25 protein-coding genes and 1 pseudogene are annotated in these 24,831 nt (G+C 60.2%); 16 read left to right on the top strand and 10 right to left on the bottom strand.

Going from position 1 to position 24,831, the window contains the following annotated elements; all coding sequences use genetic code 11:
• Positions 1-15: 15 nt before the first annotated feature.
• The gene (locus ACM6IO_RS13505; protein ID WP_192226095.1) at positions 16-384 is read right to left on the bottom strand and encodes a hypothetical protein; all 369 of its coding nucleotides are present in this window, start codon (positions 382-384) and stop codon (positions 16-18) included.
• A gap of 225 nt (positions 385-609) precedes the next feature.
• Here ACM6IO_RS13505 and ACM6IO_RS13500 point away from each other — a divergent pair, with 225 nt between their 5' ends.
• Both ACM6IO_RS13500 and ACM6IO_RS13495 read left to right on the top strand, forming a co-directional pair.
• The gene (locus ACM6IO_RS13500) at positions 610-1,908 is read left to right on the top strand and encodes a serine/threonine protein kinase (RefSeq protein ID WP_192226093.1); all 1,299 of its coding nucleotides are present in this window, start codon (positions 610-612) and stop codon (positions 1,906-1,908) included.
• Positions 1,901-2,689 carry a VacJ family lipoprotein gene (locus tag ACM6IO_RS13495; protein WP_008026766.1) on the top strand — a complete coding sequence of 263 codons (789 nt, stop codon included), beginning with the start codon at positions 1,901-1,903 and terminating at the stop codon, positions 2,687-2,689. Before ACM6IO_RS13500 ends, ACM6IO_RS13495 begins: the two co-directional genes overlap by 8 nt.
• 183 nt (positions 2,690-2,872) lie before the next feature.
• Here ACM6IO_RS13495 and ACM6IO_RS13490 read toward each other — a convergent pair whose 3' ends face one another.
• On the bottom strand, positions 2,873-3,787 hold the full coding sequence (locus tag ACM6IO_RS13490; RefSeq protein ID WP_414911620.1) for a DUF808 domain-containing protein: 915 nt from the start codon (positions 3,785-3,787) through the stop codon (positions 2,873-2,875).
• Between the two features lie 134 nt (positions 3,788-3,921).
• Between ACM6IO_RS13490 and ACM6IO_RS13485 the strand changes: the two genes are divergently transcribed.
• Positions 3,922-4,530, top strand: a complete 609-nt coding sequence (locus ACM6IO_RS13485) for a TetR/AcrR family transcriptional regulator (protein WP_008026771.1) — start codon at positions 3,922-3,924, stop codon at positions 4,528-4,530.
• A 111-nt stretch (positions 4,531-4,641) separates the two neighbouring features.
• Here the strand turns inward: ACM6IO_RS13485 and ACM6IO_RS13480 are convergent, their stop codons facing one another.
• Positions 4,642-5,100 (bottom strand): REP-associated tyrosine transposase, encoded by a 459-nt coding sequence (locus tag ACM6IO_RS13480; RefSeq protein WP_414911619.1) that lies wholly within the window; start codon positions 5,098-5,100, stop codon positions 4,642-4,644.
• A 210-nt stretch (positions 5,101-5,310) separates the two neighbouring features.
• Complete coding sequence (locus ACM6IO_RS13475; protein WP_008039877.1) at positions 5,311-5,751, bottom strand: GlcG/HbpS family heme-binding protein; 441 nt, start codon at positions 5,749-5,751, stop codon at positions 5,311-5,313.
• A gap of 267 nt (positions 5,752-6,018) precedes the next feature.
• Between ACM6IO_RS13475 and gcl the strand changes: the two genes are divergently transcribed.
• From gcl to ACM6IO_RS13435, 8 genes are all read left to right on the top strand, one after another.
• On the top strand, positions 6,019-7,794 hold the full coding sequence (gcl, locus tag ACM6IO_RS13470) for a glyoxylate carboligase (protein ID WP_008026775.1): 1,776 nt from the start codon (positions 6,019-6,021) through the stop codon (positions 7,792-7,794).
• A gap of 141 nt (positions 7,795-7,935) precedes the next feature.
• Complete coding sequence (gene hyi / locus ACM6IO_RS13465) at positions 7,936-8,718, top strand: hydroxypyruvate isomerase (protein ID WP_192226085.1); 783 nt, start codon at positions 7,936-7,938, stop codon at positions 8,716-8,718.
• Between the two features lie 147 nt (positions 8,719-8,865).
• Positions 8,866-9,759, top strand: a complete 894-nt coding sequence (locus tag ACM6IO_RS13460; protein ID WP_192226083.1) for a 2-hydroxy-3-oxopropionate reductase — start codon at positions 8,866-8,868, stop codon at positions 9,757-9,759.
• Positions 9,760-9,907: 148 nt separating this feature from the next.
• The gene (locus ACM6IO_RS13455; RefSeq protein WP_008026780.1) at positions 9,908-11,188 is read left to right on the top strand and encodes a glycerate kinase; all 1,281 of its coding nucleotides are present in this window, start codon (positions 9,908-9,910) and stop codon (positions 11,186-11,188) included.
• On the top strand, positions 11,178-12,593 hold the full coding sequence (pyk, locus tag ACM6IO_RS13450) for a pyruvate kinase (RefSeq protein WP_008026782.1): 1,416 nt from the start codon (positions 11,178-11,180) through the stop codon (positions 12,591-12,593). The genes ACM6IO_RS13455 and pyk overlap by 11 nt, the downstream gene beginning before the upstream one ends.
• Before the next feature lie 152 nt (positions 12,594-12,745).
• Positions 12,746-13,660, top strand: a complete 915-nt coding sequence (locus ACM6IO_RS13445; RefSeq protein ID WP_414911618.1) for an urea transporter — start codon at positions 12,746-12,748, stop codon at positions 13,658-13,660.
• Between the two features lie 21 nt (positions 13,661-13,681).
• The gene (locus ACM6IO_RS13440; protein WP_008039865.1) at positions 13,682-14,506 is read left to right on the top strand and encodes an ion transporter; all 825 of its coding nucleotides are present in this window, start codon (positions 13,682-13,684) and stop codon (positions 14,504-14,506) included.
• A 93-nt stretch (positions 14,507-14,599) separates the two neighbouring features.
• The gene (locus tag ACM6IO_RS13435) at positions 14,600-15,595 is read left to right on the top strand and encodes a sulfate ABC transporter substrate-binding protein (protein WP_008039863.1); all 996 of its coding nucleotides are present in this window, start codon (positions 14,600-14,602) and stop codon (positions 15,593-15,595) included.
• A gap of 200 nt (positions 15,596-15,795) precedes the next feature.
• Here the strand turns inward: ACM6IO_RS13435 and ACM6IO_RS13430 are convergent, their stop codons facing one another.
• Entirely contained in the window at positions 15,796-16,413 is a 618-nt protein-coding gene (locus ACM6IO_RS13430; RefSeq protein WP_414911617.1) for a hypothetical protein, read from the bottom strand.
• Positions 16,414-16,627: 214 nt separating this feature from the next.
• Here ACM6IO_RS13430 and ACM6IO_RS13425 point away from each other — a divergent pair, with 214 nt between their 5' ends.
• From ACM6IO_RS13425 to ACM6IO_RS13405, 5 genes and pseudogenes are all read left to right on the top strand, one after another.
• The gene (locus tag ACM6IO_RS13425; protein ID WP_280163307.1) at positions 16,628-17,833 is read left to right on the top strand and encodes an MFS transporter; all 1,206 of its coding nucleotides are present in this window, start codon (positions 16,628-16,630) and stop codon (positions 17,831-17,833) included.
• Between the two features lie 186 nt (positions 17,834-18,019).
• The gene (locus ACM6IO_RS13420) at positions 18,020-18,739 is read left to right on the top strand and encodes an SDR family oxidoreductase (protein ID WP_008026798.1); all 720 of its coding nucleotides are present in this window, start codon (positions 18,020-18,022) and stop codon (positions 18,737-18,739) included.
• Between the two features lie 39 nt (positions 18,740-18,778).
• A pseudogene (locus tag ACM6IO_RS13415) lies at positions 18,779-19,048 on the top strand (LysR substrate-binding domain-containing protein); the annotation flags it as partial.
• Between the two features lie 81 nt (positions 19,049-19,129).
• Complete coding sequence (locus ACM6IO_RS13410; RefSeq protein WP_008026802.1) at positions 19,130-19,597, top strand: helix-turn-helix domain-containing protein; 468 nt, start codon at positions 19,130-19,132, stop codon at positions 19,595-19,597.
• Complete coding sequence (locus ACM6IO_RS13405; RefSeq protein WP_192226067.1) at positions 19,594-20,169, top strand: PIN domain-containing protein; 576 nt, start codon at positions 19,594-19,596, stop codon at positions 20,167-20,169. The genes ACM6IO_RS13410 and ACM6IO_RS13405 overlap by 4 nt, the downstream gene beginning before the upstream one ends.
• 56 nt (positions 20,170-20,225) lie before the next feature.
• Here ACM6IO_RS13405 and ACM6IO_RS13400 read toward each other — a convergent pair whose 3' ends face one another.
• From ACM6IO_RS13400 to ACM6IO_RS13380, 5 genes are read right to left on the bottom strand one after another with little or no spacing between them, the layout of a single operon-like run.
• Positions 20,226-20,630 carry a hypothetical protein gene (locus tag ACM6IO_RS13400; protein ID WP_008039842.1) on the bottom strand — a complete coding sequence of 135 codons (405 nt, stop codon included), beginning with the start codon at positions 20,628-20,630 and terminating at the stop codon, positions 20,226-20,228.
• A gap of 14 nt (positions 20,631-20,644) precedes the next feature.
• Positions 20,645-21,847, bottom strand: coding sequence for a c-type cytochrome biogenesis protein CcmI (gene ccmI, locus ACM6IO_RS13395; RefSeq protein WP_414911616.1), 1,203 nt, complete (start codon positions 21,845-21,847; stop codon positions 20,645-20,647).
• Positions 21,840-22,313 (bottom strand): cytochrome c-type biogenesis protein, encoded by a 474-nt coding sequence (locus tag ACM6IO_RS13390; RefSeq protein ID WP_414911615.1) that lies wholly within the window; start codon positions 22,311-22,313, stop codon positions 21,840-21,842. The genes ccmI and ACM6IO_RS13390 overlap by 8 nt, the downstream gene beginning before the upstream one ends.
• Positions 22,310-22,846 (bottom strand): DsbE family thiol:disulfide interchange protein, encoded by a 537-nt coding sequence (locus tag ACM6IO_RS13385; protein WP_192226060.1) that lies wholly within the window; start codon positions 22,844-22,846, stop codon positions 22,310-22,312. Before ACM6IO_RS13385 ends, ACM6IO_RS13390 begins: the two co-directional genes overlap by 4 nt.
• Complete coding sequence (locus tag ACM6IO_RS13380; RefSeq protein WP_414911614.1) at positions 22,843-24,831, bottom strand: heme lyase CcmF/NrfE family subunit; 1,989 nt, start codon at positions 24,829-24,831, stop codon at positions 22,843-22,845. The genes ACM6IO_RS13385 and ACM6IO_RS13380 overlap by 4 nt, the downstream gene beginning before the upstream one ends.

Below are 24,831 nucleotides of genomic sequence, written 5' to 3'. Positions count from 1 at the left end.
CGCGAAGACTGACTGTCAGGCGCCGCGGGACGCCCGGACCAGACGCAGCCCTGCAATCACCACCGCAAACACCGCCATCGTCGTGTTGTACAACGCCAACGCCGGAAACCCGAACACCAGCGCCAACACCGCCAACCACCACCCTGCCCGCCCCGGCAACACGAAGCCGATCACGGCGGCGGCCACTGCCGCCCAACCCAACACCTGGAAATGAATCATCAGGCCCAGGTTCGAACGGACCAGGCATTCCCAGCGGCTCGCCTCGTCCGCGCAGAGGCCGACCCATTGCGCATCCTCCATGAAGCCATACCGCGCGCCATAACTGGCGGCCAGCCATAAAGGCAGCAAAACAAGCAGCAGAATTACCGGTAAACGGCGGGACATGAAGCACTCCAATCAGCGAAAAACGGCGGCCAGCTTAATCCCCCGGCAGCCTGACGCAAGCCTTAACAACAGTTAACTGGGCAGTCAATCACTGCAAAGTGTATCGTCCAGCTACTATTACTCTGAAATTTGGCCTGATTGGTGCCGACACATGGCACTTTGGCGCAACCCCCGTGGTCATAGCCTGCGAACTTCATTCGGCACCTTTCTATAAGGGATCCAGTCATGCTCCGTTCCTTGCGCTTCGCCGCCCTGTTTAGCGGCCTTATCTTGAGTGCGTCCGCACTGGCGGTCGATATCGACGCCGCCAGTTATGGCTATCCCTTGACCAACCCGTTCGAGGCGACCATCGCCACGACGCCGCCGGACCTGCGTCCGGAGTTGCCGCTTGACGATGACATCGACCAGGAAACCCGCACCGTCACGTTGCGCCCGGAGCGTGAGTTCGAACTGCCGGACAACTTCTGGCCGGTGAAGAAGCTGACCTACCGCATCGCCACCCAGGATAAAGCCGCCCCGTTGATCTTCCTGATCGCCGGCACCGGTGCGCGCTATGACAGCAGCCTTAACGAATACCTGAAAAAGCTCTACTACAAGGCGGGTTACCACGTGGTGCAACTGTCGTCGCCCACCAGCTTCGACTTCATGAGTGCCGCTTCACGCTTTGCCACACCCGGCATCACCAAGGATGACGCCGAAGACATGTACCGGGTGATGCAGGCCGTGCGGGCACAAAACCCGAAAGTGGCCGTCACCGATTACTACCTGACCGGCTACAGCCTGGGGGCGCTGGATGCGGCATTTGTCGCGCATCTGGATGAAACCCGCCGCAGCTTCAACTTCAAGAAAGTCTTGCTGCTCAACCCACCGGTCAACCTCTACACCTCGATCACCAACCTGGACAGACTCGTCCAGACCGAGGTCAAGGGCATCAACAACACCACCACGTTCTATGAACTGGTGCTGGACAAACTGACCCGATACTTCCAGCAAAAAGGCTACATCGACCTCAATGACGCCCTGCTCTACGACTTCCAGCAGTCCAAGCAGCACCTGACCAACGAACAGATGGCCATGCTGATCGGCACGTCGTTCCGATTCTCGGCGGCCGACATCGCTTTCACCTCGGACCTGATCAACCGTCGCGGCCTGATCACTCCGCCGAAAACGCCCATCACCGAAGGCACCAGCCTCACGCCATACCTCAAGCGTGCGCTGCAGTGCGACTTCGACTGCTACATCACCGAACAAGTGATCCCGATGTGGCGCGCGCGCACTGACGGCGGCAGCCTGCTGCAACTGATCGACCAGGTCAGCCTGTATGCCCTGAAGGATTACCTGCACGACAGCCCGAAAATCGCGGTCATGCACAATGCCGACGACGTGATCCTCGGCCCGGGTGACCTCGGTTTCCTGCGCAAGACCTTCGGCGACCGCTTGACGGTTTATCCACTGGGCGGCCACTGCGGCAACCTTAACTATCGCGTCAACAGCGACGCCATGCTGGAGTTCTTCCGTGGCTAAATACCTCCTGCTTATCGCAGCGTTACTCTGTGCAGGCGTCGCCAATGCCGACAACAGCAAAGCCAACGCCCCGGTGGTCGTCGACAGTGACGGCTTCAAGGAGCCACTGAGCAAACTCAAGTTCAACCCGGGCCTGGATCAGCGCGAATTCGAACGCTCCTCCCTCAACGCCCTGAACGTGTACGACCCGCTGGAAGAGTGGAACCGCCGGGTGTATCACTTCAACTACCGCTTCGACCAATGGGTGTTCCTGCCGGTGGTCGACGGGTATCGCTACATCACGCCAAGCTTCCTGCGCACCGGGGTCAGCAACTTCTTCAACAACCTCGGCGACGTACCGAACCTGCTCAACAGCCTGTTGCAGTTCAAGGGCCAGCGTTCGATGGAAACCACTGCGCGCCTGCTGCTCAACACCACCATCGGCATCGCCGGCCTCTGGGACCCGGCCACCGCCATGGGCCTGCCGCGCCAGAGCGAAGACTTCGGCCAGACGCTCGGTTTCTACGGCGTACCGGGCGGCGCCTACTTCGTGCTGCCGATCCTCGGCCCGTCCAATATCCGCGACACCGGCGGCCTGGCCGTGGACTTCACCGCCGAGTCGGCGATCAACTTCCTGAACGTCTCCGAAGTCAGTTCCAACCACCCTGAAGTGTGGGCCCTGCGCAGCATCGACAAGCGCCACCAGACCAGCTTCCGCTACGGCCAGCTGAACTCGCCATTCGAATACGAAAAGGTGCGTTACGTGTACACCGAGTCGCGCAAGTTGCAGATCGCCGAGTAATTCATCGGCAACAAAAAAGGCCATTCGATGTGAATCGAATGGCCTTTTTTGCAGCTTTCACTGGGGTGCAGGGCCCACGGTGTAGGAGCCGGCTTGCTGGCGATGGTCTCAAGTGCGCCGCGCTTAACCAGTACCCCCGCGTTATCGTTAACGACCATCGCCAGCAAGCCGGCTCCTACAGGTTCAGCGTTTGATTACCTGCCAAAGCTTGCTGACAACCATCACACCCGCCAACACCACCGCACCCGCCACAATTCCCGCTACCGCATTCAGCAGCGTTGGCACGACAAACCCCGCACCGCCCGCCCCCGCGCTGACACTTTCGATCCAGTGATGCACCACCGGCACGCCGTGAGTGAGAATCCCGCCACCGACCAAGAACATCGCCGCCGTCCCGATCACCGACAGGCTTTTCATCATGTACGGTGCCGCACGCAGAATCCCGCCGCCAATGCTTTTGGCCATCTGGCCGGGTTTCTGGGTCAGCCACAGACCGAGGTCATCGAGCTTGACGATGCCGGCTACCAGGCCGTAGACGCCGATGGTCATGACGATGGCAATGCCCGACAGCACGATGACTTGCTGGGTCAGCGACGCATCGGCCACGGTGCCAAGGGTGATGGCGATGATTTCCGCCGAAAGAATGAAGTCGGTACGTATGGCGCCCTTGATCTTGTCCTTTTCGAACGCCACCAGATCCACCGCCGGGTCGGCCACAGCCTCGACAAGCTCCGCATGCTCGGCCTGGTCCTCAGCCTTGCTGTGCAGGAATTTGTGCGCGAGTTTTTCGAAACCTTCGAAGCACAGGTAGGCACCGCCGACCATCAGCAACGGCGTGACCAGCCACGGAATGAATGCACTGATCGCCAGCGCCGACGGCACCAGAATCAGTTTGTTGAGAAACGAGCCCTTCGCCACGGCCCAAACGACCGGGATTTCCCGTTCGGCACGTACGCCGCTGACCTGCTGGGCATTGAGCGCCAGATCATCACCGAGCACGCCGGCGGTTTTCTTGGCGGCCATTTTGGTCATCAACGCCACATCGTCGAGTACCGCGGCAATGTCGTCGATCAGCAACAGTAAACTGCTTCCTGCCATGAATCAGGTGTCCTTCTGGAATGAATGCTGCGCAGCATAGCGCGGCCGAGCGCCACACGGGGCATTCTTGAGCGCCGCGCGAGGCCGGTGCTACCATGCGCAACCGCCAGAACAGGCAAGGAACCACCTGGTTTATGAGCACTATCCGCGAGCGCAACAAAGAACTGATCCTGCGTGCCGCCAGTGAAGAATTTGCCGACAAGGGCTTCGCTGCGACCAAAACCAGTGACATCGCAGCCAAGGCGGGATTGCCCAAGCCCAACGTCTACTACTACTTCAAATCCAAGGAAAACCTCTACCGCGAGGTTCTGGAAAGCATCATCGAGCCGATTCTGCAGGCCTCGACGCCGTTCAACGCCGACGGCGTGCCCAGTGAAGTGCTGAGCGGCTACATTCGCTCGAAAATCCGCATCTCCCGCGATTTGCCCTTTGCCTCCAAGGTGTTCGCCAGCGAAATCATGCACGGCGCCCCGCACCTGAGCGCCGACCTGGTCGAACAACTGAACAGCCAGGCGAAACACAACATCGACTGCATCCAGACCTGGATCGACCGCGGGCAGATCGCCCCCATCGACCCCAACCACCTGATGTTCAGCATCTGGGCCGCGACCCAGACCTATGCCGACTTTGACTGGCAGATTACAGCCATCACCGGCAAGGCCAAGCTGGATGAAGAGGATTATGAAGCGGCGGCACAGACGATTATCCGGTTGGTGCTTAAAGGGTGTGAGCCGGATCGGTAGACCTAGCTGCCCCCCTTCGCGAGCAAGCCCGCTCCCACAGGGGTTTTGTGTACGACTCAGATCCATTGTGGGAGCGGGCTTGCTCGCGAAGGGGGCGACTCGATCCTACGATCAAACCCAGATCGCATCCCACAACGGATAGTTGCCAAGCTTTTCGACCAGCCCCGCCCGCAACGGGTTGGCGACAACATACCGGGCAAGTTTCACCAAATCCTCCTCTCGCCGCAATGCATGATCATGAAAGCTCTGCTGCCAAAGGCTGCCCGTCCTGCCCGTGGCAGCATTGATTGTTCGAGTACTCAGTGATTTTGTCTGACACATCAACTGGCCCAGTGACCCTTTTTGCAATTGGATCAGCCAGTGAAAATGATCGGGCATGACAACAAAGGCCAAGGAGTCAGCAAACCCTTGCGCCTGTGCTTGTTTGAATTGGTGTACGACCAATCTTCCCAAGGTGTAATCCCTGAAAACAGGCTCGCGCCTCAGGGTATTGGCGGTTAGAAGATAGATACGGTTTTGTTCGGCAAACCGACCGATGCGCAGTCGGTGTGATGCTGAAAGCTCTGGCATTCCTTTGCCTCTCTCATTTTGGATACATGAGAAGGCTAGGTCAGTGAACTGAAGACTGAGGGGCAGACTTTTAGCTGGATGTGTCTGGGAGATTGCTTTCGTCGGAACGCCGCCCGGAGCAAGCCCGCTCCCACATTGGTTTTGCTTACGACGCAGATCCGATGTGGGAGCGGGCTTGCTCGCGATAGCGGTGGATCAGTCACCCATGATTCAAGCTGCTACCCCCGCATCCGCCTTCAACCCCAACGCCTCGATCGCATTGATCGCACACTGTTCATCAACATCCGACAAATCCCCGCTGATGCCCACAGCTCCCAGCACATTCCCGTCCTGATCCCGAATCAACACACCGCCCGGTGCCGGCACCACGCTGCCCTGCCCCAGGCTGTTCAACGCCGCGATAAACGCCGGGCGTTGCTGGGCGTCCAGCGCCAGCAGGCGTGAGCCTTTGCCCAGCGCAATGGCGCCCCAGGCTTTGCCGATGGCGATCTGCGGACGCAGCAGGCTGGCGCCGTCTTCGCGTTGCAGGGAAACCAGGTGTCCGCCGGCATCCAGCACGGCGATGGTCAAAGGGGCCGCGTTGATTGCACGCGCGGCGGAGATGGCCTGACTGGTCAGGTTGACTGCCACTTTCAAGGTTAAAGCGCTCATGGTGCCGTCCTCATTTTGTTATAGGGAAAGCGGAAGGACTGCGCGTTTTCATCGCAGCCCGATGCAACAAATAGAACACAATGAGTTATTTTTTTGTATACAATAATTATCGAAAAGCGCCACATGCGACGAAAAGCCACAGCAGAACAGGCTTCCGACGAATGAAACAGTCGCTTGAGAAAATGGATTGACCTGCGCCGTCCGCCGTGAATACACTCTGCGCAAAGCCACTTGTATACAATTACAAAACGTAAGAGGCACAAAACCATGAGCAAAATGAGAGCAATCGAAGCCGCCGTTCTGGTGATGCGCCGCGAAGGGGTTGATACCGCTTTTGGCATCCCCGGTGCCGCCATCAACCCGTTGTACTCCGCCCTGCAAAAGGTCGGCGGCATCGATCACGTCCTCGCTCGACACGTTGAAGGCGCGTCGCACATGGCCGAGGGCTACACCCGCACCAAGGCCGGCAACATCGGCGTGTGCATCGGCACTTCCGGCCCGGCCGGTACTGACATGGTCACCGGGCTCTACAGCGCCTCGGCCGACTCGATCCCGATTCTGTGCATCACCGGGCAAGCACCCCGCGCCCGTATGCACAAGGAAGACTTCCAGGCTGTCGACATCACCACCATCGTCAAGCCAGTGACCAAGTGGGCGACCACGGTCATGGAACCGGGCCAGGTGCCGTATGCGTTCCAGAAAGCCTTCTACGAAATGCGCTCCGGCCGTCCAGGCCCAGTGCTGATCGACCTGCCGTTCGACGTGCAGATGGCCGAAATCGAATTCGACATCGACGCCTACGAACCGCTGCCACTGGCCAAGCCAACCGCTAACCGCGTGCAAATCGAGAAGGCCCTGGCCATGCTCGATCAGGCCGAGCGTCCATTGCTGGTCGCCGGTGGCGGCATCATCAATGCCGATGCCAGCGAGTTGCTGGTGGAATTCGCCGAGCTGACCGGCATTCCGGTGATCCCGACCCTGATGGGCTGGGGCACGATCCCGGACGATCACCCGTTGATGGTCGGCATGGTGGGCTTGCAGACTTCGCACCGTTACGGCAACGCCACCCTGCTGAAGTCCGACGTGGTACTGGGCGTCGGTAACCGTTGGGCCAACCGCCACACCGGCTCGATTGACGTGTACACCGAAGGCCGCAAGTTCATTCACGTTGACATCGAGCCGACGCAAATCGGCCGCGTGTTCAACCCGGACCTGGGCATCGTTTCCGACGCCGCTGCCGCGCTGACCGTGTTCATCGAAGTCGCTCGCGAATGGCAAGCCGCCGGCAAGCTGAAAAACCGCAGCGCCTGGCTGCAAGACTGCCAGCAGCGCAAAGCCAGCCTGCAACGCAAGACGCACTTCGACAACGTGCCGGTCAAACCGCAGCGCGTTTACGAAGAGATGAACCAGGTGTTCGGCAAAGACACCTGCTACGTCAGCACCATCGGTCTGTCGCAGATTGCCGGCGCGCAGTTCCTGCACGTCTACAAGCCGCGTCACTGGATCAACTGCGGTCAGGCCGGCCCGCTGGGCTGGACCATTCCGGCTGCACTGGGCGTGGTCAAGGCCGATCCGAACCGCAAGGTTGTGGCGCTGTCGGGCGACTATGATTTCCAGTTCATGATCGAAGAATTGGCCGTGGGCGCGCAGTTCAAGCTGCCGTACATCCACGTTGTGGTAAACAATTCGTACCTGGGGCTGATTCGTCAGGCCCAGCGCGGTTTCGACATGGACTACTGCGTGCAGCTGTCCTTCGATAACCTGAACGCTCCGGAACTCAACGGTTACGGTGTCGATCACGTCGCGGTTGCCGAAGGCCTCGGTTGCAAGGCGCTGCGTGTGTTCGAACCGGCTCAGATCCAGCCTGCACTGCGCAGGGCCCAGGAGCTGATCGAAGAGTTCAAGGTGCCGGTGATCGTCGAGATTATTCTGGAGCGCGTGACCAACATTTCCATGGGCACCGAGATCAACGCCGTCAACGAATTCGAGGACCTGGCGCTGGTCGGCAACGATGCGCCGACCGCGATTTCGCTGCTCGATTAACAGCTGACCGCTCCCCCCTGTAGGAGCGAGGCTTGCCCGCGAAGGCGTCGTGCCATTCAACATTGATGCCGACTGACACAACGCCTTCGCGGGCAAGCCTCGCTCCTACAGAGGGAGCTCACATATTTACGGGAGACCACCATGCCGCGTTTCGCAGCCAACCTGTCCATGCTGTTCACCGAACAGGACTTTCTCGCCCGTTTCGAAGCGGCCGCCAAGGCCGGCTTCAGTGGTGTCGAATACCTGTTCCCTTACGATTTCAGCTCCGCCGAGATCAAGGCCAAGCTCGACGCCAATGGTCTGACCCAGGTGTTGTTCAACCTGCCGGCCGGTGACTGGGCCAAGGGCGAACGCGGTATCGCGTGCCTGCCGGACCGCGTCGAAGAATTCCGCGCCGGTGTCGATCTGGCCATTGCCTACGCGCAAGTGCTGGGCAACACCCAGGTCAACTGCCTGGCCGGTATTCGTCCACAAGGCGTCGACGATGCCACCGTGGAAAAAACCTTTGTCGCCAACCTCAAGTACGCGGCCGACAAGCTGCAAGCGGCGGGCATCAAACTGGTGATGGAAGCGATCAACACCCGCGACATCCCAGGGTTCTACCTGAACAACACGGCGCAAGCCCTGTCGATTCGCGAACAGGTCGGCAGCGCCAATCTGTTCCTGCAATACGACATCTATCACATGCAAATCATGGAAGGCGACCTGGCCCGCACCCTGCAATCGCACCTCAGTGAAATCAATCACGTGCAATTGGCGGACAACCCGGGGCGCAACGAACCGGGCACCGGTGAAATCAATTACCGCTTCCTGTTCGAACACCTGGACCGGATTGGTTATCAGGGTTGGGTCGGTTGCGAATACAAGCCACTGACCACCACCGAAGCGGGCCTGGGCTGGCTGAAAACCCATAACGCGATCTGATCGAAAACCGCGTCATCGTTCTTCGCGGGCAAGCCTCGCTCCTACGAACAACCCTGCCCCTGTAGGAGCGAGGCTTGCCCGCGAAGGCGCCCTCGCTGACACCCACGAATTTTGCGAACAGAGCAATAAAAACAAGAGGATTTTCTCATGGCTAAAATCGGATTTATCGGCACCGGCATCATGGGCCACCCAATGGCGTTGAACCTGCAGAAAGCCGGTCACAGCCTGTTCCTGTCGGCGCATCACGACGCCGCGCCTGCCGACCTGATCGCCGGTGGCGCTGTCGCCCTGGCGAACCCGAAAGAAGTTGCGCAAGAAGCTGAATTCATCATCGTCATGGTGCCGGATACCCCGCAGGTCGATGACGTGCTGTTCCGTGCCGATGGCATTGCGGCCGGTGTCGGCAAGGGCAAAGTCGTCATCGACATGAGCTCGATCTCACCCACCGCCACCAAAGCCTTCGCGGCCAAGATCAACGAAAAAGGCGCGCAGTACCTCGACGCGCCGGTGTCCGGCGGTGAAGTCGGCGCCAAGGCTGCGACCCTGAGCATCATGGTCGGCGGCGATGCCGATGCCTTCGAACGCGCCTTGCCGCTGTTCCAGGCGATGGGCAAGAACATCACCCTGGTGGGCGGTAACGGCGACGGGCAAACCGCGAAAGTGGCGAACCAGATCATCGTCGCGCTGAACATTCAGGCCGTGGCCGAAGCCCTGCTGTTCGCTTCGAAAAACGGTGCCGATCCAGCCAAGGTGCGTGAAGCGCTGATGGGCGGTTTCGCTTCGTCGAAAATCCTCGAAGTGCATGGCGAGCGCATGATCAAGGGCACCTTCGACCCAGGCTTCCGCATCAGCCTGCACCAGAAGGACCTGAACCTGGCCCTGCAAGGCGCGAAAGAGCTGAACATCAACCTGCCGAACACCGCCAACACCCAGCAAGTGTTCAGCACCTGCGCGGCCATCGGTGGCAGCAACTGGGACCACTCGGCGCTGATCAAAGGCCTGGAGCACATGGCGAATTTCTCGATTCGCGATAAGCAGTAAGCCATTGCTCCCTGTAGGAGCGAGGCTTGCCCGCGAAGGGAGCGCCTCGGTGCAGCAGAAACACCGTGGTGTCCGGTTCGCGGGCAAGCCTCGCTCCTACAGGGGCAAATAGTTTTCCCCTAATAACAAGAAAATCCGGGAGCCCGCCATGTCGGTCGATCCGCAACAATTCCTGCGTGAGCTGTTTGCCACAGCCATTGACGCGGCCCATCCGCAGCAAGTCCTCGAAGCTCATTTGCCCACTGACCGCAGTGGTCGCGTGATCGTCATCGGCGCTGGCAAAGCTGCCGCCGCCATGGCCCAAGTGGTCGAGCGCTGCTGGCAGGGTGAAGTGTCCGGCCTGGTGGTGACGCGTTACGGTCACGGCGCCCCGTGCGAAAAAATCGAAGTCGTCGAAGCCGCTCACCCGGTGCCCGACGCCGCCGGCCTGGCCGTCGCCAAGCGCGTGCTGGATCTGGTCAGCAACCTGAGCGAAGACGACCGCGTCATCTTCCTGCTCTCCGGTGGCGGATCTGCGTTGCTCGCCCTTCCGGCCCAAGGGATTACGCTCGCCGACAAGCAATCGATCAACAAAGCCCTGCTCAAATCCGGCGCGACCATCGGCGAGATGAACTGCGTGCGCAAGCACCTCTCGGCGATCAAGGGCGGCCGTCTCGGCAAAGCCTGCTGGCCCGCCACTGTTTATACCTATGCGATTTCCGATGTACCGGGCGACCTCGCCACGGTCATCGCCTCCGGCCCCACCGTCGCCGACCCGAGCACCTCCGCCGAAGCGCTGGCGATCCTCAAGCGCTACGACATTGAAGTCCCGGCGTCGGTGCGCAACTGGCTGCAAAGCCCGGAATCGGAGACGGTCAAACCCGGCGACCCGAGCCTGGCGCGCAGTCATTTCCAATTGATCGCCCGCCCGCAACAGTCGCTTGAAGCCGCTGCAGTGAAAGCCCGTCAGGCCGGTTTCAGTCCGCTGATCCTCGGCGATCTGGAAGGCGAATCCCGCGAGGTGGCCAAGGTTCACGCCGGCATCGCGCGGCAAGTGGTCTTGCATGGCCAGCCATTGGCGGCGCCGTGCGTGATCCTTTCGGGCGGTGAAACCACGGTCACCGTGCGCGGCAATGGTCGCGGCGGGCGCAATGCCGAGTTCCTCCTGAGCCTGACCGACAGCCTCAAAGGCTTGCCCGGCGTCTACGCGCTGGCCGGCGATACCGATGGCATCGACGGCTCCGAAGACAATGCCGGGGCGATCATGACCCCGGACAGCTACGCCCGCGCCGCCGCCCTCGGTTTGAGCGCCAGCGATGAACTCGACAACAACAATGGCTACGGCTATTTCGCAGCGCTCGACGCGTTGATCGTCACCGAGCCGACCCGCACCAACGTCAACGACTTCCGCGCCATCCTGATTCTCGAGAGCACAAAAAATGACGCCTGATAAAAAGGTCAAAATCCTCGCCACCCTCGGCCCGGCCACCGACGGGATCGAAGACATCCGCGAACTGGTGCAGGCCGGGGTCAACATCTTCCGCCTGAACTTCAGCCACGGCGATCACGCCGACCACGCTCAACGCTATCAATGGATTCGTGAAGTCGAGCGCCAACTGAATTATCCGCTCGGGATCCTGATGGACCTGCAAGGCCCGAAACTGCGGGTCGGCAAGTTCGCCGAAGGCAAGGTGCAGTTGCATCGCGGTCAGGCCCTGCGCCTGGACCTGGACCCGACGCCGGGCGATCAACGCCGGGTCAACCTGCCGCACCCGGAAATCATCGCCGCGCTGGAGCCGGGCATGGACTTGCTGCTGGACGACGGCAAACTGCGACTGCGCGTGGTCACCAAATACGCTGATGCGATCGACACCACGGTGCTCAATGGCGGTGAACTCTCGGACCGCAAAGGCGTGAACGTGCCGCAAGCGGTTCTGGAGTTAAGCCCACTGACGGCCAAGGATCGTCGCGATTTGAGTTTCGGTCTGGAGTTGGGCGTGGACTGGGTCGCGCTGTCGTTCGTGCAGCGCCCGGAAGACATTCGCGAGGCGCGTGAACTGATCGGCGACAAAGCGTTTTTGATGGCCAAGATCGAGAAGCCATCGGCGGTCACGCAACTGCGGGAAATCGCCGAATTGAGCGACGCGATCATGGTTGCCCGTGGCGACCTCGGCGTCGAAGTGCCCGCCGAAAGCGTGCCGCAGATTCAGAAGAACATCATCAGCATCTGCCGCCAACTCGGCAAACCGGTGGTGGTGGCGACGCAGATGCTCGAATCGATGCGCTTCTCCCCGGCCCCGACCCGCGCCGAAGTCACCGATGTGGCCAACGCCGTGGCCGAAGGCGCCGATGCCGTGATGCTGTCAGCGGAAACCGCGTCCGGCGAATACCCGATAGAAGCTGTGCAGATGATGAGCAAGATCATCCGCCAGGTGGAAAACGGTCCGGACTATCAGACGCAACTGGACGTCAGCCGGCCGAAAGCCGAGGCGACCGTTTCCGATGCGATCAGCTGTGCGATTCGTCGCATCAGTAACGTGTTGCCGGTGGCGGTGCTGGTGAACTACAGCGAATCCGGCACGTCGAGTCTGCGGGCGGCGCGGGAACGGCCGACGGTGCCGATTCTGAACCTGACGCCGAACCTGCAGACGGCCCGCCGCTTGACCGTGGCTTGGGGCGTGCACTCTGTGGTCAATGATCGTCTGCGCCAGGTGGATGAGGTGTGTTCGACGGCGCTGGAGATTGCGCAGGCGCAGGGCATGGCGCAGCGCGGCGACACGTTATTGATCACGGCGGGTGTGCCGTTTGGGCAGCCTGGGTCGACTAACTCTTTGCGTATCGAAACCCTTATTTAGCGCCTGTACCGGCCCCTTCGCGAGCAAGCCCGCTCCCACAGTTGATTTGTGTTGTTCACAAATCAACCGACTGAACACAGATTCAGGGTGGGAGCGGGCTTGCTCGCGAAGCAGGCAGCTCGGTCCCCCCAGACACACCACCGACTTAAAAAATGCCTGCCAACCACTTCAACACCCACTGCCCCGATTGGGCGACTGCCCTGCTCAACGGCTTCAGCCAGATTTTCCTCCAGCGCCATCCGCTGTTTGGTCTGTTGTGCCTGCTCGCCATTCTATTCACCGCACCGGCCCTGCTCGGCGGTGCGCTACTGGGCGGTGTCGCCGGTTTGCTCACCGCGCAACGTCGCCACTACGCCAAGGCCGATCGTCAGGCCGGGCTGTTCAGTTACAACGGTGTCCTGCTCGGTTTGCTGCTGAGCCTGTATTTCCCCTGGTCCGCGCTGTTGCCGCCGCTGATCATTGCTGCGGGCGGATTGAGCGCGATGCTCACTCAGCAGTGGCTCAAACGCATCCGGGTCAGCCAATACCTGCCGGCCTATACGGCGCCCTTCGTGGGATTGGGCTGGTTGCTGCTGTGCTTCGCCACCCCCTCGACACAAGCGCATTTGATCGAAGTCAGTGCGTTGAACATGCTCCTCGCCCCCCTGAAAGGCCTCGGCCAGGTGATGTTCCTCGGTCATCCGCTGGCCGGTGCGATGATTGCTGTAGGTTTGCTGATCGCTGATCGCCGCGCATTCTGCTGGGCGATGCTGGCGTCTGTCGCGGGCATGGGCTGGAGCCTGCTGCATCAAGACTTCTATAGCGCATTGATCGGCCTCGGTGGCTATAACGCCGTACTCGCCGCCCTCGCCCTCAGCTCGCAGCGCCAGCAGCCGTGGCTGCCGCTCATCGGCATCGCAGCGGCGCTGTTGCTGACGCCGGTGTTTGCCGCCATCGGCCTGCCAACGCTGACCGCGCCGTTCATCCTCGCCTGCTGGCTGATCCGCACGGTTATGCAAATGTTTGGCAAGACCACCGTCGCCGGTACGCCTTGCACTCTGGAGGAGAATCACCCTAGGCTGCGCTGATTCTCGATTCAGGCGTTATCCATGGACAGCAGCAAAAACTGGCGTGAAGACCTTTACGTCATGGTTTTCCAGAGCGACACCAAGGCCGGGCGGCGCTTCGACGGCATTCTGCTGTTGATCATCCTCGCCAGCATCGTCATCGTGATGCTCGACAGCATCGACACGATTCATCAGAACTACGCCAACGTGTTGGCGTACATCGAGTGGGGCTTCACGGTCATTTTCGCCATCGAATATGGCCTGCGCCTGTACTGTTCGCCCAAGCCGCTGCGTTATGCCTTCAGCTTCTATGGGCTGGTGGATCTGCTGGCGATCGTGCCCGGCATCCTCGCCCTGTATTACGCCGATGCGCAGTACCTGCTGATTATCCGGATCATCCGGATGCTGCGGATTTTCCGCGTGCTCAAGCTCAGTCCGTACCTCAAGCAAGCCAATTACCTGATGTTGGCGCTGCGTGGCAGCAAGCAGAAGATCGTGGTGTTTCTGGTCAGCGTCTGCACGCTCGTCACGGTGTTCGGCACGCTGATGTATGTGATCGAAGGCCCGGAGCATGGCTTCACCAGCATTCCCAAAGGCATCTACTGGGCTATCGTAACGCTGACCACCGTCGGCTTCGGCGACATCGTGCCGAAGACGCCCCTGGGCCAGGTGATTTCGTCGCTGGTGATGATCACCGGTTACTCGATCATCGCCGTGCCCACCGGGATTTTCACCGCCGAACTGGCCAACGCCATGCGTGGCGAACAGTTGCAACACGACTGCCCGGTGTGCAAGAAAAACAGCCACGAGCACGGCGCTGCATTTTGCTCGCGGTGCGGCAATGTGTTGTTCAAAAAACTGGAATAAGCAAAGTGCTTTTTAATCTTTAAAGGACTATACGAGCCCGGTTATAGTCGCTGGCAAATTGCCTCACATTTAAATTAGAACAAGGAATGCGCAGTGAAAAAACTCTTTGGCGCCTCACTTCTGGCCGCTGGCCTGGCATTGACCAGCGTGGCTCAGGCTGCACCGACCCTGCTCAACGTTTCCTACGACGTGATGCGCGATTTCTACAAGGACTACAACGCTGCCTTCCAGAAACACTGGCAAGCCGAGCACAACGAAAACATCACCCTGCAGATGTCTTTCGGCGGTTCGAGCAAACAGGCGCGCTCCGTGATCGACGGCCTGCCGGCTGACGTCATCACCATGAACATGGCCACCGACATCAACGCCCTGGCAGACAACGGCAAACTGGTCCCGGACAACTGGGTCACCCTGCTGCCGAACCACAGCGCGCCGTTCACCTCGGCCACGGTGTTCATCGTCCGCAAAGGCAACCCGAAGGCCCTGAAAGACTGGCCGGATTTGCTCAAGGACGGTGTGCAAGTGATCGTGCCGAACCCGAAAACCTCGGGCAACGGCCGCTACACCTACCTTTCGGCCTGGGGTTATGTGCTGAAAAACGGCGGTGACGAGAACAAGGCCAAAGCCTTCGTCGGCAAGCTGTTCAAGCAAGCACCGGTGCTGGATACCGGTGGTCGTGCGGCTACCACTACCTTCATGACCAACCAGCTCGGCGACGTGCTGGTGACCTTCGAAAACGAAGCGGAAATGATTGCCCGCGAGTTTGGCCGTGATCAGTTCGAAGTGATCTACCCAAGCGTCTCCGCTGAAGCCGAGCCGCCAGTGGCCGTGGTCGACAAAGTGGTCGAGAAGAAAGGCACCCGCGCAGCAGCCGAGGAATACCTGAAGTACCTGTGGTCGCCGGAAGGCCAGGAAATTGCTGCGGCAAACTACCTGCGTCCGCGTGACCCGGCGGTACTGGCCAAGTACACCGACCGCTTCCCGAAAGTGGATTTCCTGTCGGTGGAGAAGACCTTCGGTGACTGGCGCACCGTGCAGAAGACGCACTTCAATGATGGTGGGATCTTTGATCAGATTTACGCTCAGTAAACGCTGATAGCCCAATGAAAAAGGCGACCTGAGAAGGTCGCCTTTTTTGTGGAAGTTTTCGCCACGCCATAGAACAACTGTGGGAGCGGGCTTGCTCGCGAATGCGGTGTGTCATTAGACATTGATGTCGACTGACACACCGCATTCGCGAGCAAGTCGAATCGTCGCACCGCCGCTCCCACAGGAATTTCGGTACACCGTTACATCGGCGGTGTCACGCCGTCCTTGCCAGCCGAGATGGATTGAGCGGTCAGCGTTCCATCCGCACTCTGAGTCACAAACGTCACGACCTTCACACCCACCTTCAGCAAGCTGCGATCCCCCGGCACCAGGTTCACGATCGGCACATCTTCCGGGACCAGTATCTTCTGCTGTCCGCCCTTGTAGTTGACGGTCAACACCCGACCATTACTGACCACCAGATCACCGACGCTGCCGTTGGTCATGCTGCTGCCCTTGACCAAGTCGAAGGGTCGATGCCCATCGCCACTGCCGGCCAGCTCCGGCGGAAAGACGTGGACTTCCAGCGCTTTGAGCGAGCCATCTTCCTGCGCAATGGCCGCCGAGCCGATGTAGCTGCCGGGTTTGATGTCTTCAATATTGGCCAGGGTGACGGCGCGAATCCTGGTGTCCTTGGTCAGGTTGATGACCACGTTTTCGCCGCTGTTGACGTGGACTTTCAACACGTCGGGGCTGACGCCGGTGATCTCGCCGCGTACGCCGATGCGCATGCCCGGTGCGTCCGCAGCCTGGGCGAGGCTTGCCATGAACAATCCGATCAAAGTGCCGCGAATCAGGTAACGGAACATCGCGTTCATGAAAGTGCCTTCCGGTGATGGGTCGTAAGAGAGAACATAAGCACGCTATCGAACAAGATGTAAGTGAATGTATCATCGGATCTTGAAATTCAGGCGCAGGTTCCAGCGCCACCCATTCCGCAAAGGAATGATTGCTATCACTCCAATCCCTCTTCCGCCGACTCGGCCTGCCACTTAGCCTTCACGCATTCCTTTCTGTTCAGCGAGACACGTTATGAACTCAGCGACTCAGGCGCCCCACGGCGCCGCGACAATGACCAAAGGCATGGTGCTGCTGTTTGCCTTCTGCTGCGGCGCCATCGTTGCCAACATTTACTACGCGCAACCGATCATCGGCCTGATCGCGCCCGACATCGGCCTGACCAGCACCATGGCCAGCCTGATCGTTTCGCTGACCCAGATTGGCTATGCGCTGGGCCTGTTCTTCCTGGTGCCGCTGGGTGACCTGCTGGAAAACCGCCGACTGATGATCATCACCACCGTGGTGGCGATTGCCAGTCTGTTGGGCGCCGCGTTCACCGATCAGCCGAATGTGTTTCTGCTGATCTCGTTGCTGGTGGGTTTCAGCTCGGTGTCGGTACAGATCCTGATTCCACTGGCCGCGCACCTGGCACCGGAGGAATCTCGCGGTCGAGTGGTCGGCGGGATCATGGGTGGTTTGCTGCTGGGGATCCTGCTGGCGCGACCGGTGTCCAGCGTCGTGGCTGACCACTTCGGCTGGCGGGCGATGTTTGTGATTGCGGCGGTGTTGATGGCGGCCATCAGTATCGTGCTGGCCATGACCATTCCCAAGCGCCAGCCTGATCACAGCGCCTCCTACGGTCAGTTGCTCGGTTCGCTGTGGACGCTGCTGCGCCAGCAACCGGTATTGCGCCAGCGTGCGTTTTATCAGGGCTGCATGTTCGCCACGTTCAGCCTGTTCTGGACCGCCGTGCCACTGGAGTTGGCACGTAATCATGGCTTGTCGCAAACCCAGATCGCGATTTTCGCCCTGGTCGGCGCCATCGGAGCCATCGCCGCGCCCATCGCCGGTCGACTCGCCGATGCTGGCCACACCCGCATCGCTTCGCTGCTGGCGCTGTTGTTCGCCAGCCTGAGCTTCCTGCCAGCGTTCATCCATCCGGCCTACAGCGTCATCGGCCTCGCCGTCACCGGCGTGGTGCTCGACTTCTGCGTACAGATGAACATGGTCCTCGGCCAACGGGCGGTCTACGCCCTCGACGCCAAAAGCCGCAGTCGCCTGAATGCGTTGTACATGACCAGCATCTTCATCGGCGGTGCGTTTGGTTCCTCGGTAGCCAGTGCGGTGTACGAACACGGCGGCTGGTTGTGGATCGTGATTGTGGGTAGCGCGTTTCCACTGCTGGCGTTGTTGCGGTTTTTGAGTGTTTCGCAGGAGCGTTCGCTGGCGACGGCATAGACATCCAAAAGCTTCGCGGGCAAGTCTCCCCGAGAATGAATTCTTTCGCTCTGCGTCAGCAATCACCCCGAGGTATTCCCGGTTTACACTCAGCGTCCGGAGCCTGAAGCGATGCGGGATGTGGTTCGCGGTTGACCGGTTCAAATGCCGCCTGACCTGCGGCATGTTTTGTTCAAGGAGTGTGCAATGACCCGACGTACTTTTCTCATCACCGGCGCCAGCAAAGGCATTGGCCGCGCGGTGGCCGAACACCTGGACCGCGCCGGACACCGGGTGGTCGGCATTGCCCGCACGCCTGACCTGAGTTTTCCCGGCATCCTGTTTCCGCTGGATTTGAGCGACAGGGCGCTCACCCAGGAAGTGCTGGCGGACTTGGCCGGGACTTACGAATTCGATGGGCTGGTCAATAACGTCGGCCTTGTACGCCCGCAAGTGTTGGGAGAAATCGACCTCGATACGTTCGATGACGTGATGCGGGTCAACCTGCACTCGGCGTTGCAGGCCACCCAGGCGCTGCTGCCGAACATGCGCGCCAAGGGTTGGGGTCGGGTGGTGAACATTTCCAGCCTGACGGTGCTCGGGATTACCCAGCGCACGGCGTATGCCGCGGCAAAAGCGGCGTTGATCAGCTTCACGCGCTCCTGGGCGCTGGAACTGGCGCAAACCGGCGTGACGGTGAACGCCGTGGCACCGGGACCGACGGAAACGGAACTGTTCCGCGCCAACAACCCGCCGGGAAGCGAGGGCGAGGCGCGTTATCTGGCCGGTGTGCCGATGGGGCGTCTGGGACAACCGCAAGAAATTGCCGCCGCGATTGCATTTTTGCTGTCCGAACAGAGTGGATTCATCACCGGCCAGACGCTGTTTGTAGACGGTGGTTCTTCAATAGGCAAAGCGGCGTTCTGACCCACAACACAGATCCCTGTAGGAGCGGTCCGGCTGCTTGAAGAACAAACCGTCACCGTCAGCGGCAGGATTCGCGTCAGCGCCGCGCAAGGTCTGCGTGAAGCGGTGCTGGCCCATCAAGGGCTGACCATGGCGTCGGCGTGGATGTTTGCACCGGAGCTGGCCAGCGGAGTGGTCAGGGAGGTAATGACGGAATGGACGCTGCCGATTCAGGAACTCTGGGCGGTGTTTCCAACCGGGCGGATGGCCAGCGCCAAGGCTCGGGCGTTTGTGGAGTATGTGCAGGGGTTGTTGGTAAAAAGGGTCTGAGAGCACCTGTTTCGTTTATTGCGATTTTCGATTATTTCGAATAGCCTGCCAGCTTCGCTTACTCAGAAGGCTGGAACCATCATGTCACCCACCCTCCATCCGACGATAAACCTCCCGCTGGAGCGCGAAGTGCAGGCTGCTATTGAAGGTCAGCGCGCATTGGCGGCCTACCTTGCCACTCAATTCGAAACACAGCGCATCCAGATTTTCGACGAACAGAATGAGGCTCACAGCGTCGAATTACCCACTTCGGCTCTTCGTTTGCTAGTCGATATCCTGGAAGCGCTCGCTGCGGGCAATGCTGTCAAAGTAGTCCCGGTTCACGCTGAACTGACGACGCAGGAAGCGGCTGATCTGCTTAACGTCTCACGCCCGCACCTGATCAAACTGCTCGAATCCGGCGACTTGTCCTACCACAAAACCGGCAAGCACCGACGTGTGCGCTTTGCCGATTTGATGGACTATAAAAACCGGCGCGATACCGCCAGCGAGCAAGCAATGATGCTGCTCGCCGAGCAGGCACAAGCGTTAAGGACAGGATACGAGTGAGGCACTCCTCTTTTACCGCTGTATATGACGCATGTGTGCTGTACCCCGCGCCCCTGAGAGATTTTTTGATGTGGCTTGCACTCTCCGGACGTTTTAGAGCGAAATGGACAATGGAGATACATAACGAATGGAAACGCAATTTGCTCAAAAACCGTCCGGATCTGACCACAGGACAACTGAACCGCACCTCCGAACTGATGGATCAGGCATTACCCGACGCTTGCGTGTCCGGTTACGAAGAGCTTATTGAAGGACTGACGCTACCCGACGTCGATGATCGACATGTCCTGGCTGTTGCCATTCACTGTAATGCCAGCGTCATCGTCACCTTCAACCAGAAAGATTTCCCCTGCACCGCCCTGAGCCCCTTCGGTATTGAGGCTCAACACCCTGACGAGTTCGTCGATAACCTTTTTGATCTCGATCCAGCGGCAGTGATCGAGGCGGCACAACGGCAACGCAAGCAACTGAAGCTGCCGCCGATGGATGTCGATAGTTACCTTGAACTTCTGCTGCGTCAGGGCCTGGTTCAATCGAGCAAAGCATTGACCGAGTACCGCGTCATTCTCTGAACGTCCTTCACAGACTCCGGACAGCAAAACGGCGATCCGTAGATCGCCGTTTCCATTTACTGCCCGAATTGCCGTCCCAACCCACCGGGTACGCCATGGATGTCCGTGTCTTCCCATGGCCCGTTCGGGCTGATCGAGCGGCTCCAGCCGTTGTTCCAGCGGTAGTACGTGCGCTGGCGGTAGAAGGTGTTGGTCTGGTCATCGAGCACATATACGCCGAGCTTCTGATCCCAATGGCTGTTACCGCCCGGTGGCGGTGCGAAGCTGGCCGAGGTGCGTGGCATCGGTTTAGCGGGCTTGGCCGGAATACTTGGCTTGCCTGGCGTCGGTGTCGTTGATGGCGTCGGGCGGGGCTGCGACGGCGGGATCGGGGGCAGCGACGTCGGCTCGGGGCGCTGGACCGCACACGCGCTTAACCCCAAAACCAGACTGAGCAGGGTAATACGAGCAATGGCGGTCATGGCGGTGGTTCCTGTTATTTATCTGGGCTGTCGATGATCAGTTTTTGCGCCGCGGTGGTGCTGCTGGCCAGAGGCTGGCTGCGACCGATCCATTCACCGGCAGTCGGCTGGCCGGCCCGTGAGATACGCGCAACCAGTTGGACTTCAGGAAAGTTCGACAGTTTCAACTGCGGCATCATTGCGTCGGCATCGCCCAGTTCGACGGTCGCCGGCAAGTCAGCCACGGTCAGGCGTTTGGCGGCCAATGGTGCGGGAGGCCCCGAGGTGGCGCGGGCGAAAATGAACACGCTGTCACCCGGCTGAACCTTGGCCTTGAGCTCTGGCGCCAGATCGACGCTGACCTTGAGCAGCGCCGCAACCTTGGGCGCAGGCGCCTGGGCAACCTTGCCGCCGCTGGCTTCGAGTTTCTCGGTAGCCCGGGCAATACCGCCTTGCAGCGCGGAGCGGGAGCCGTCTTCCGGCGGCAGTTGCACCAACAGGCGATTCCAGTAATCGATGGCGTCCTGATAATGCGCGCTTTCAAACGCGGCGATACCGAGCAGGCCAAGGCTGGTGACTTCCTTCGGATCGGCTTTCAGCGCTTCGTCGGTGAGGGCCTGAACCTTGTCCGACCACTTCTTGCCATCGGCGAAGTACTGGGCTTGCGCCCATTGGCCGAGCAGTTCCGGCTGACGACCGGCCAGGTTCACCGTGCGCTCGAAGATCTTCGCCGCGTCGGCGGGACGATCTTGCGCCATGTAAGTGCGACCCAGGAAGTACAGGCCTTCGGCCGAATCCGGTTGAGCAGCGACGGCGCGTTCCAGACGGCGGGTCATCTCTTCCATCGACTGCGGTGCCTGGGAGAATTCGCGGGTCAATTCGACCTTGTCGCTGGCGCCGAAATGCAGGTAGAGCCCAAGCCCCAACACCGGCACCAGAATCGCCGCCAGCAATGGCAACGGTTTGCCCAGACGTGCCGCGCGCGGTGCATCGGCGCCTTCGGTGTCGGCGAGCAACTCACGAGCAGCTTCGGCGCGACCGGTTTCCAGTTGCGCAGCGTTGAGCACGCCCTCTTCCTGCTCGGTTTGCAACTCAGCCACGCGCTCTTGATACAGCGCGACGTTCAGGGCAGTACGATCCTCTTCCAGCTGGGCGCGGCGGCCACGCAGAACGGGGATCAACAGAAAACTCAGGGCAACCAGAAGCAGCAGACCTGCAGCGAGCCAGAAATCAATCATTCTTGGTTTTATCCAACAGTTGATCGAGGCGCTCGCGCTCCTCGGCAGAAAGCTCATCCTTGGCATCAGCGCGTTGGACGCGACGACGGCGGACGATCACGGCGATGATCACAAAACCGCCCAGCAGCAGGCCGGCGGGGCCGAACCAGAGCAAGGCAGTCTTGGCGTTGAGTGCGGGTTTGTAGCGGACGAAATCACCGTAGCGATCGACCATGAAATCGATGATCTGCTGATTGTCCTTGCCCTCGCCCAGCATGCGGAAAATCTCTTTGCGCAGGTCGGCGGCGATCGGTGCGTTGGAATCGGCAATGTCCTGATTCTGGCACTTGGGGCAACGCAGCTCTTTGGTCAGCTCGCGAAAACGCTCGCGATCAGCTTCTTTGGCGAACTCATAGGTGTCGATGGCCGCGTGCACCACGCCGGCCATGCTCAAGCCCAATACAACGGCAGCTATCCAGCGCTTCATGGCTTGGCCTCGTCCACCAGCGCCTGATACTTGGCCGCCAGTTTTTCGCGCCAGACCTGCTCGTCGATCACGCCGACGAATTTGTCGCGGATGATGCCCTTGGCGTCGATGAAGAAGGTTTCCGGAGCGCCGTATACGCCGAGGTTCAGGCCCAGCGTGCCTTCGTCGTCACGGATGTCCAGTTGATACGGGTTGTGGAACTCCACCAGCCACTTCAAGGCATCCGCATTGATGTCCTTGTAGTTGATGCCGTAGATCACCACGCCCTTCTCGGCCAGCTTGTTCAACACCGGGTGCTCGACCCGGCAGGAAATGCACCAGGTGCCCCACACGTTGACCAGCGCCGGTTTACCGAGAAGATCTGCCTTGGTCAGGGTCTTGTCGCCCTGCACCGCGGGCAGTGAAAACTCCGGGAACGGCTTGCCGATCATTGCCGAAGGCAGCTCGGCCGGGTCCAGATAGAGCCCGCGATAAAGGAAAACAGCCACCACCAGAAAAACCGCCAGCGGCAACAGCATCAACCAACGTCTCATGCAGTCGCTCCCGTCATGCCCAGTGCTTCACGCACGCGGCTTTTCACCTTGACCCGATAACGACGATCCAGCGCCGCCAGCAGCCCGCCCAAACCGGTCAGCAGACCGCCGAACCAGATCCAACGCACGAACGGTTTGACGTGCACGCGCACGGCCCAGGCGCCATCACCCAGCGGTTCGCCGAGTGCGACATAAAGGTCGCGGGTGAACCCGGCGTCGATCCCGGCTTCAGTCATCACCGAGTTCTGCACGGTGTACAGGCGTTTTTCCGGGTGCAACACACTGATTTCCTTGCCGTCGCGGATCACCCGTACGGTGCCTTTGTCGGAGGTGAAGTTCGGGCCTTCGAAGTGCTTGGCGCCTTCGAACACGAACTGGTAACCGCCCAGGTCCATGGACTCGCCCGGTGCCAGGCGCAGGTCACGTTCGGCGCTGTTCTGGCTCGACAGCACGACACCGAGCGCGCACACGGCGATACCCAAATGCGCAAGCTGCATGCCCCAATAGCTGCGAGTCAGGGTCGGCAGGCCTTTGATCAGGCCTTTGTGGCGGGTCTTGTCGAAGATGTCGCGGATACCGGCCAGCAACACCCAGGCGGCCAGCATGAACGTCGCGATCACGGCCCAGTTGAAATCGCCATAAGCGACGCCAGCCACCACGGCCAGCGCGGCGCTGCCGAGCAACACCGGGGTCAGCATGCTCATCAGCCATTTGACCGGCGTGTCTTTCCAGCGCACCAGCATGCCAACCGCCATCACCACCATCAGCAACGCCATCAACGGAATGAACAGCGCGTTGAAATACGGCGGGCCGACCGACAGCTTGGCGCCGGTCATTGCATCGAGAATCAGCGGGTACAAGGTGCCGAGCAGGATCATCGACGCCGCTACCACCAGCACCAGGTTGTTGCCCAGCAGCAAGGTTTCGCGAGACCAGAGGTTGAAGCCGACATGGCTCTTCACCACCGGTGCACGCAGGGCGAACAACGTCAGCGAACCACCCACCACGAACAGCAGGAAAATCAGGATGAACACGCCGCGCTCGGGATCGGAGGCAAAGGCGTGAACCGAGGTCAGCACGCCGGAACGCACCAGGAATGTACCCAGCAAGCTCAACGAGAACGCAGCGATGGCCAGCAACACGGTCCAGCTCTTGAACACGCCACGTTTTTCCGTGACCGCCAACGAGTGGATCAACGCAGTGCCCACCAGCCAAGGCATGAAGGAGGCGTTTTCCACCGGGTCCCAGAACCACCAGCCGCCCCAGCCGAGTTCGTAGTAAGCCCACCACGAACCGAGCGTGATGCCGATACCGAGGAAGGCCCAGGCGACGATGGTCCATGGACGCGACCAACGCGCCCACGCTGCATCGAGTCGACCGCCGAGCAATGCCGCGATGGCGAACGCGAAGGCCACGGAGAAACCGACGTAGCCCATGTACAGCATCGGCGGGTGAACGATCAGGCCGATGTCTTGCAGCAGCGGGTTGAGGTCACGACCGTCCACCGGAATCTGCGGCAGGATCCGTGCGAACGGGTTGGAGGTAAGGATCAGGAACAGCAGGAAACCGGTGCTGATCATGCCCATCACCGCCAGCACCCGCGCCAGCATGACTTGCGGCAACTGCCGGGAGAACACCGACACGGCGAAGGTCCAGCCGCCGAGGATCAATGCCCACAACAGCAACGAACCTTCGTGCGCGCCCCACACTGCACTGAACTTGTAGTACCACGGCAAGGCGCTGTTGGAGTTGCTGGCGACGTAGGCGACGGAGAAGTCGTCGGCCATGAACGCGTAGGTCAGGCAACCGAAAGCGAACAGCAGAAACGCGAACTGCCCCCAGGCGGCCGGCTGGGCCAGGCTCATCCACAAACGATCACCGCGCCAGGCACCGAGCAATGGCACGACGGCCTGAACCAGCGCGAAACACAGCGCCAGAATCATGGCCAGATGGCCGAGTTCAGGAATAAAGATTCCAGACGTCAT

The sequence above is a fragment of the Pseudomonas sp. IT-P44 genome (assembly GCF_949768225.1).
Taxonomy (GTDB): domain Bacteria; phylum Pseudomonadota; class Gammaproteobacteria; order Pseudomonadales; family Pseudomonadaceae; genus Aquipseudomonas; species Aquipseudomonas migulae.
Note: the sequence above shows the minus strand (reverse complement) of the source record. Positions and strands in the feature narration are given on the sequence as shown.

Coding starts and splice junctions, on each gene's coding strand:
- ACM6IO_RS13440 (WP_008039865.1), top strand. CDS start 13,682: ATGGACAGCAGCAAAAACTGGCGTGAAGACCTTTACGTCATGGTTTTC.
- ACM6IO_RS13500 (WP_192226093.1), top strand. CDS start 610: ATGCTCCGTTCCTTGCGCTTCGCCGCCCTGTTTAGCGGCCTTATCTTG.
- ACM6IO_RS13480 (WP_414911619.1), bottom strand. CDS start 5,100: ATGCCAGAGCTTTCAGCATCACACCGACTGCGCATCGGTCGGTTTGCC.
- ACM6IO_RS13455 (WP_008026780.1), top strand. CDS start 9,908: ATGTCGGTCGATCCGCAACAATTCCTGCGTGAGCTGTTTGCCACAGCC.
- ccmI (WP_414911616.1), bottom strand. CDS start 21,847: ATGATTGATTTCTGGCTCGCTGCAGGTCTGCTGCTTCTGGTTGCCCTG.
- ACM6IO_RS13385 (WP_192226060.1), bottom strand. CDS start 22,846: ATGAGACGTTGGTTGATGCTGTTGCCGCTGGCGGTTTTTCTGGTGGTG.
- ACM6IO_RS13485 (WP_008026771.1), top strand. CDS start 3,922: ATGAGCACTATCCGCGAGCGCAACAAAGAACTGATCCTGCGTGCCGCC.
- ACM6IO_RS13410 (WP_008026802.1), top strand. CDS start 19,130: ATGTCACCCACCCTCCATCCGACGATAAACCTCCCGCTGGAGCGCGAA.
- ACM6IO_RS13420 (WP_008026798.1), top strand. CDS start 18,020: ATGACCCGACGTACTTTTCTCATCACCGGCGCCAGCAAAGGCATTGGC.
- ACM6IO_RS13400 (WP_008039842.1), bottom strand. CDS start 20,630: ATGACCGCCATTGCTCGTATTACCCTGCTCAGTCTGGTTTTGGGGTTA.
- gcl (WP_008026775.1), top strand. CDS start 6,019: ATGAGCAAAATGAGAGCAATCGAAGCCGCCGTTCTGGTGATGCGCCGC.
- ACM6IO_RS13475 (WP_008039877.1), bottom strand. CDS start 5,751: ATGAGCGCTTTAACCTTGAAAGTGGCAGTCAACCTGACCAGTCAGGCC.
- ACM6IO_RS13445 (WP_414911618.1), top strand. CDS start 12,746: ATGCCTGCCAACCACTTCAACACCCACTGCCCCGATTGGGCGACTGCC.
- ACM6IO_RS13390 (WP_414911615.1), bottom strand. CDS start 22,313: ATGAAGCGCTGGATAGCTGCCGTTGTATTGGGCTTGAGCATGGCCGGC.
- ACM6IO_RS13490 (WP_414911620.1), bottom strand. CDS start 3,787: ATGGCAGGAAGCAGTTTACTGTTGCTGATCGACGACATTGCCGCGGTA.
- pyk (WP_008026782.1), top strand. CDS start 11,178: ATGACGCCTGATAAAAAGGTCAAAATCCTCGCCACCCTCGGCCCGGCC.
- ACM6IO_RS13505 (WP_192226095.1), bottom strand. CDS start 384: ATGTCCCGCCGTTTACCGGTAATTCTGCTGCTTGTTTTGCTGCCTTTA.
- hyi (WP_192226085.1), top strand. CDS start 7,936: ATGCCGCGTTTCGCAGCCAACCTGTCCATGCTGTTCACCGAACAGGAC.
- ACM6IO_RS13460 (WP_192226083.1), top strand. CDS start 8,866: ATGGCTAAAATCGGATTTATCGGCACCGGCATCATGGGCCACCCAATG.
- ACM6IO_RS13380 (WP_414911614.1), bottom strand. CDS start 24,831: ATGACGTCTGGAATCTTTATTCCTGAACTCGGCCATCTGGCCATGATT.
- ACM6IO_RS13425 (WP_280163307.1), top strand. CDS start 16,628: ATGAACTCAGCGACTCAGGCGCCCCACGGCGCCGCGACAATGACCAAA.
- ACM6IO_RS13430 (WP_414911617.1), bottom strand. CDS start 16,413: ATGAACGCGATGTTCCGTTACCTGATTCGCGGCACTTTGATCGGATTG.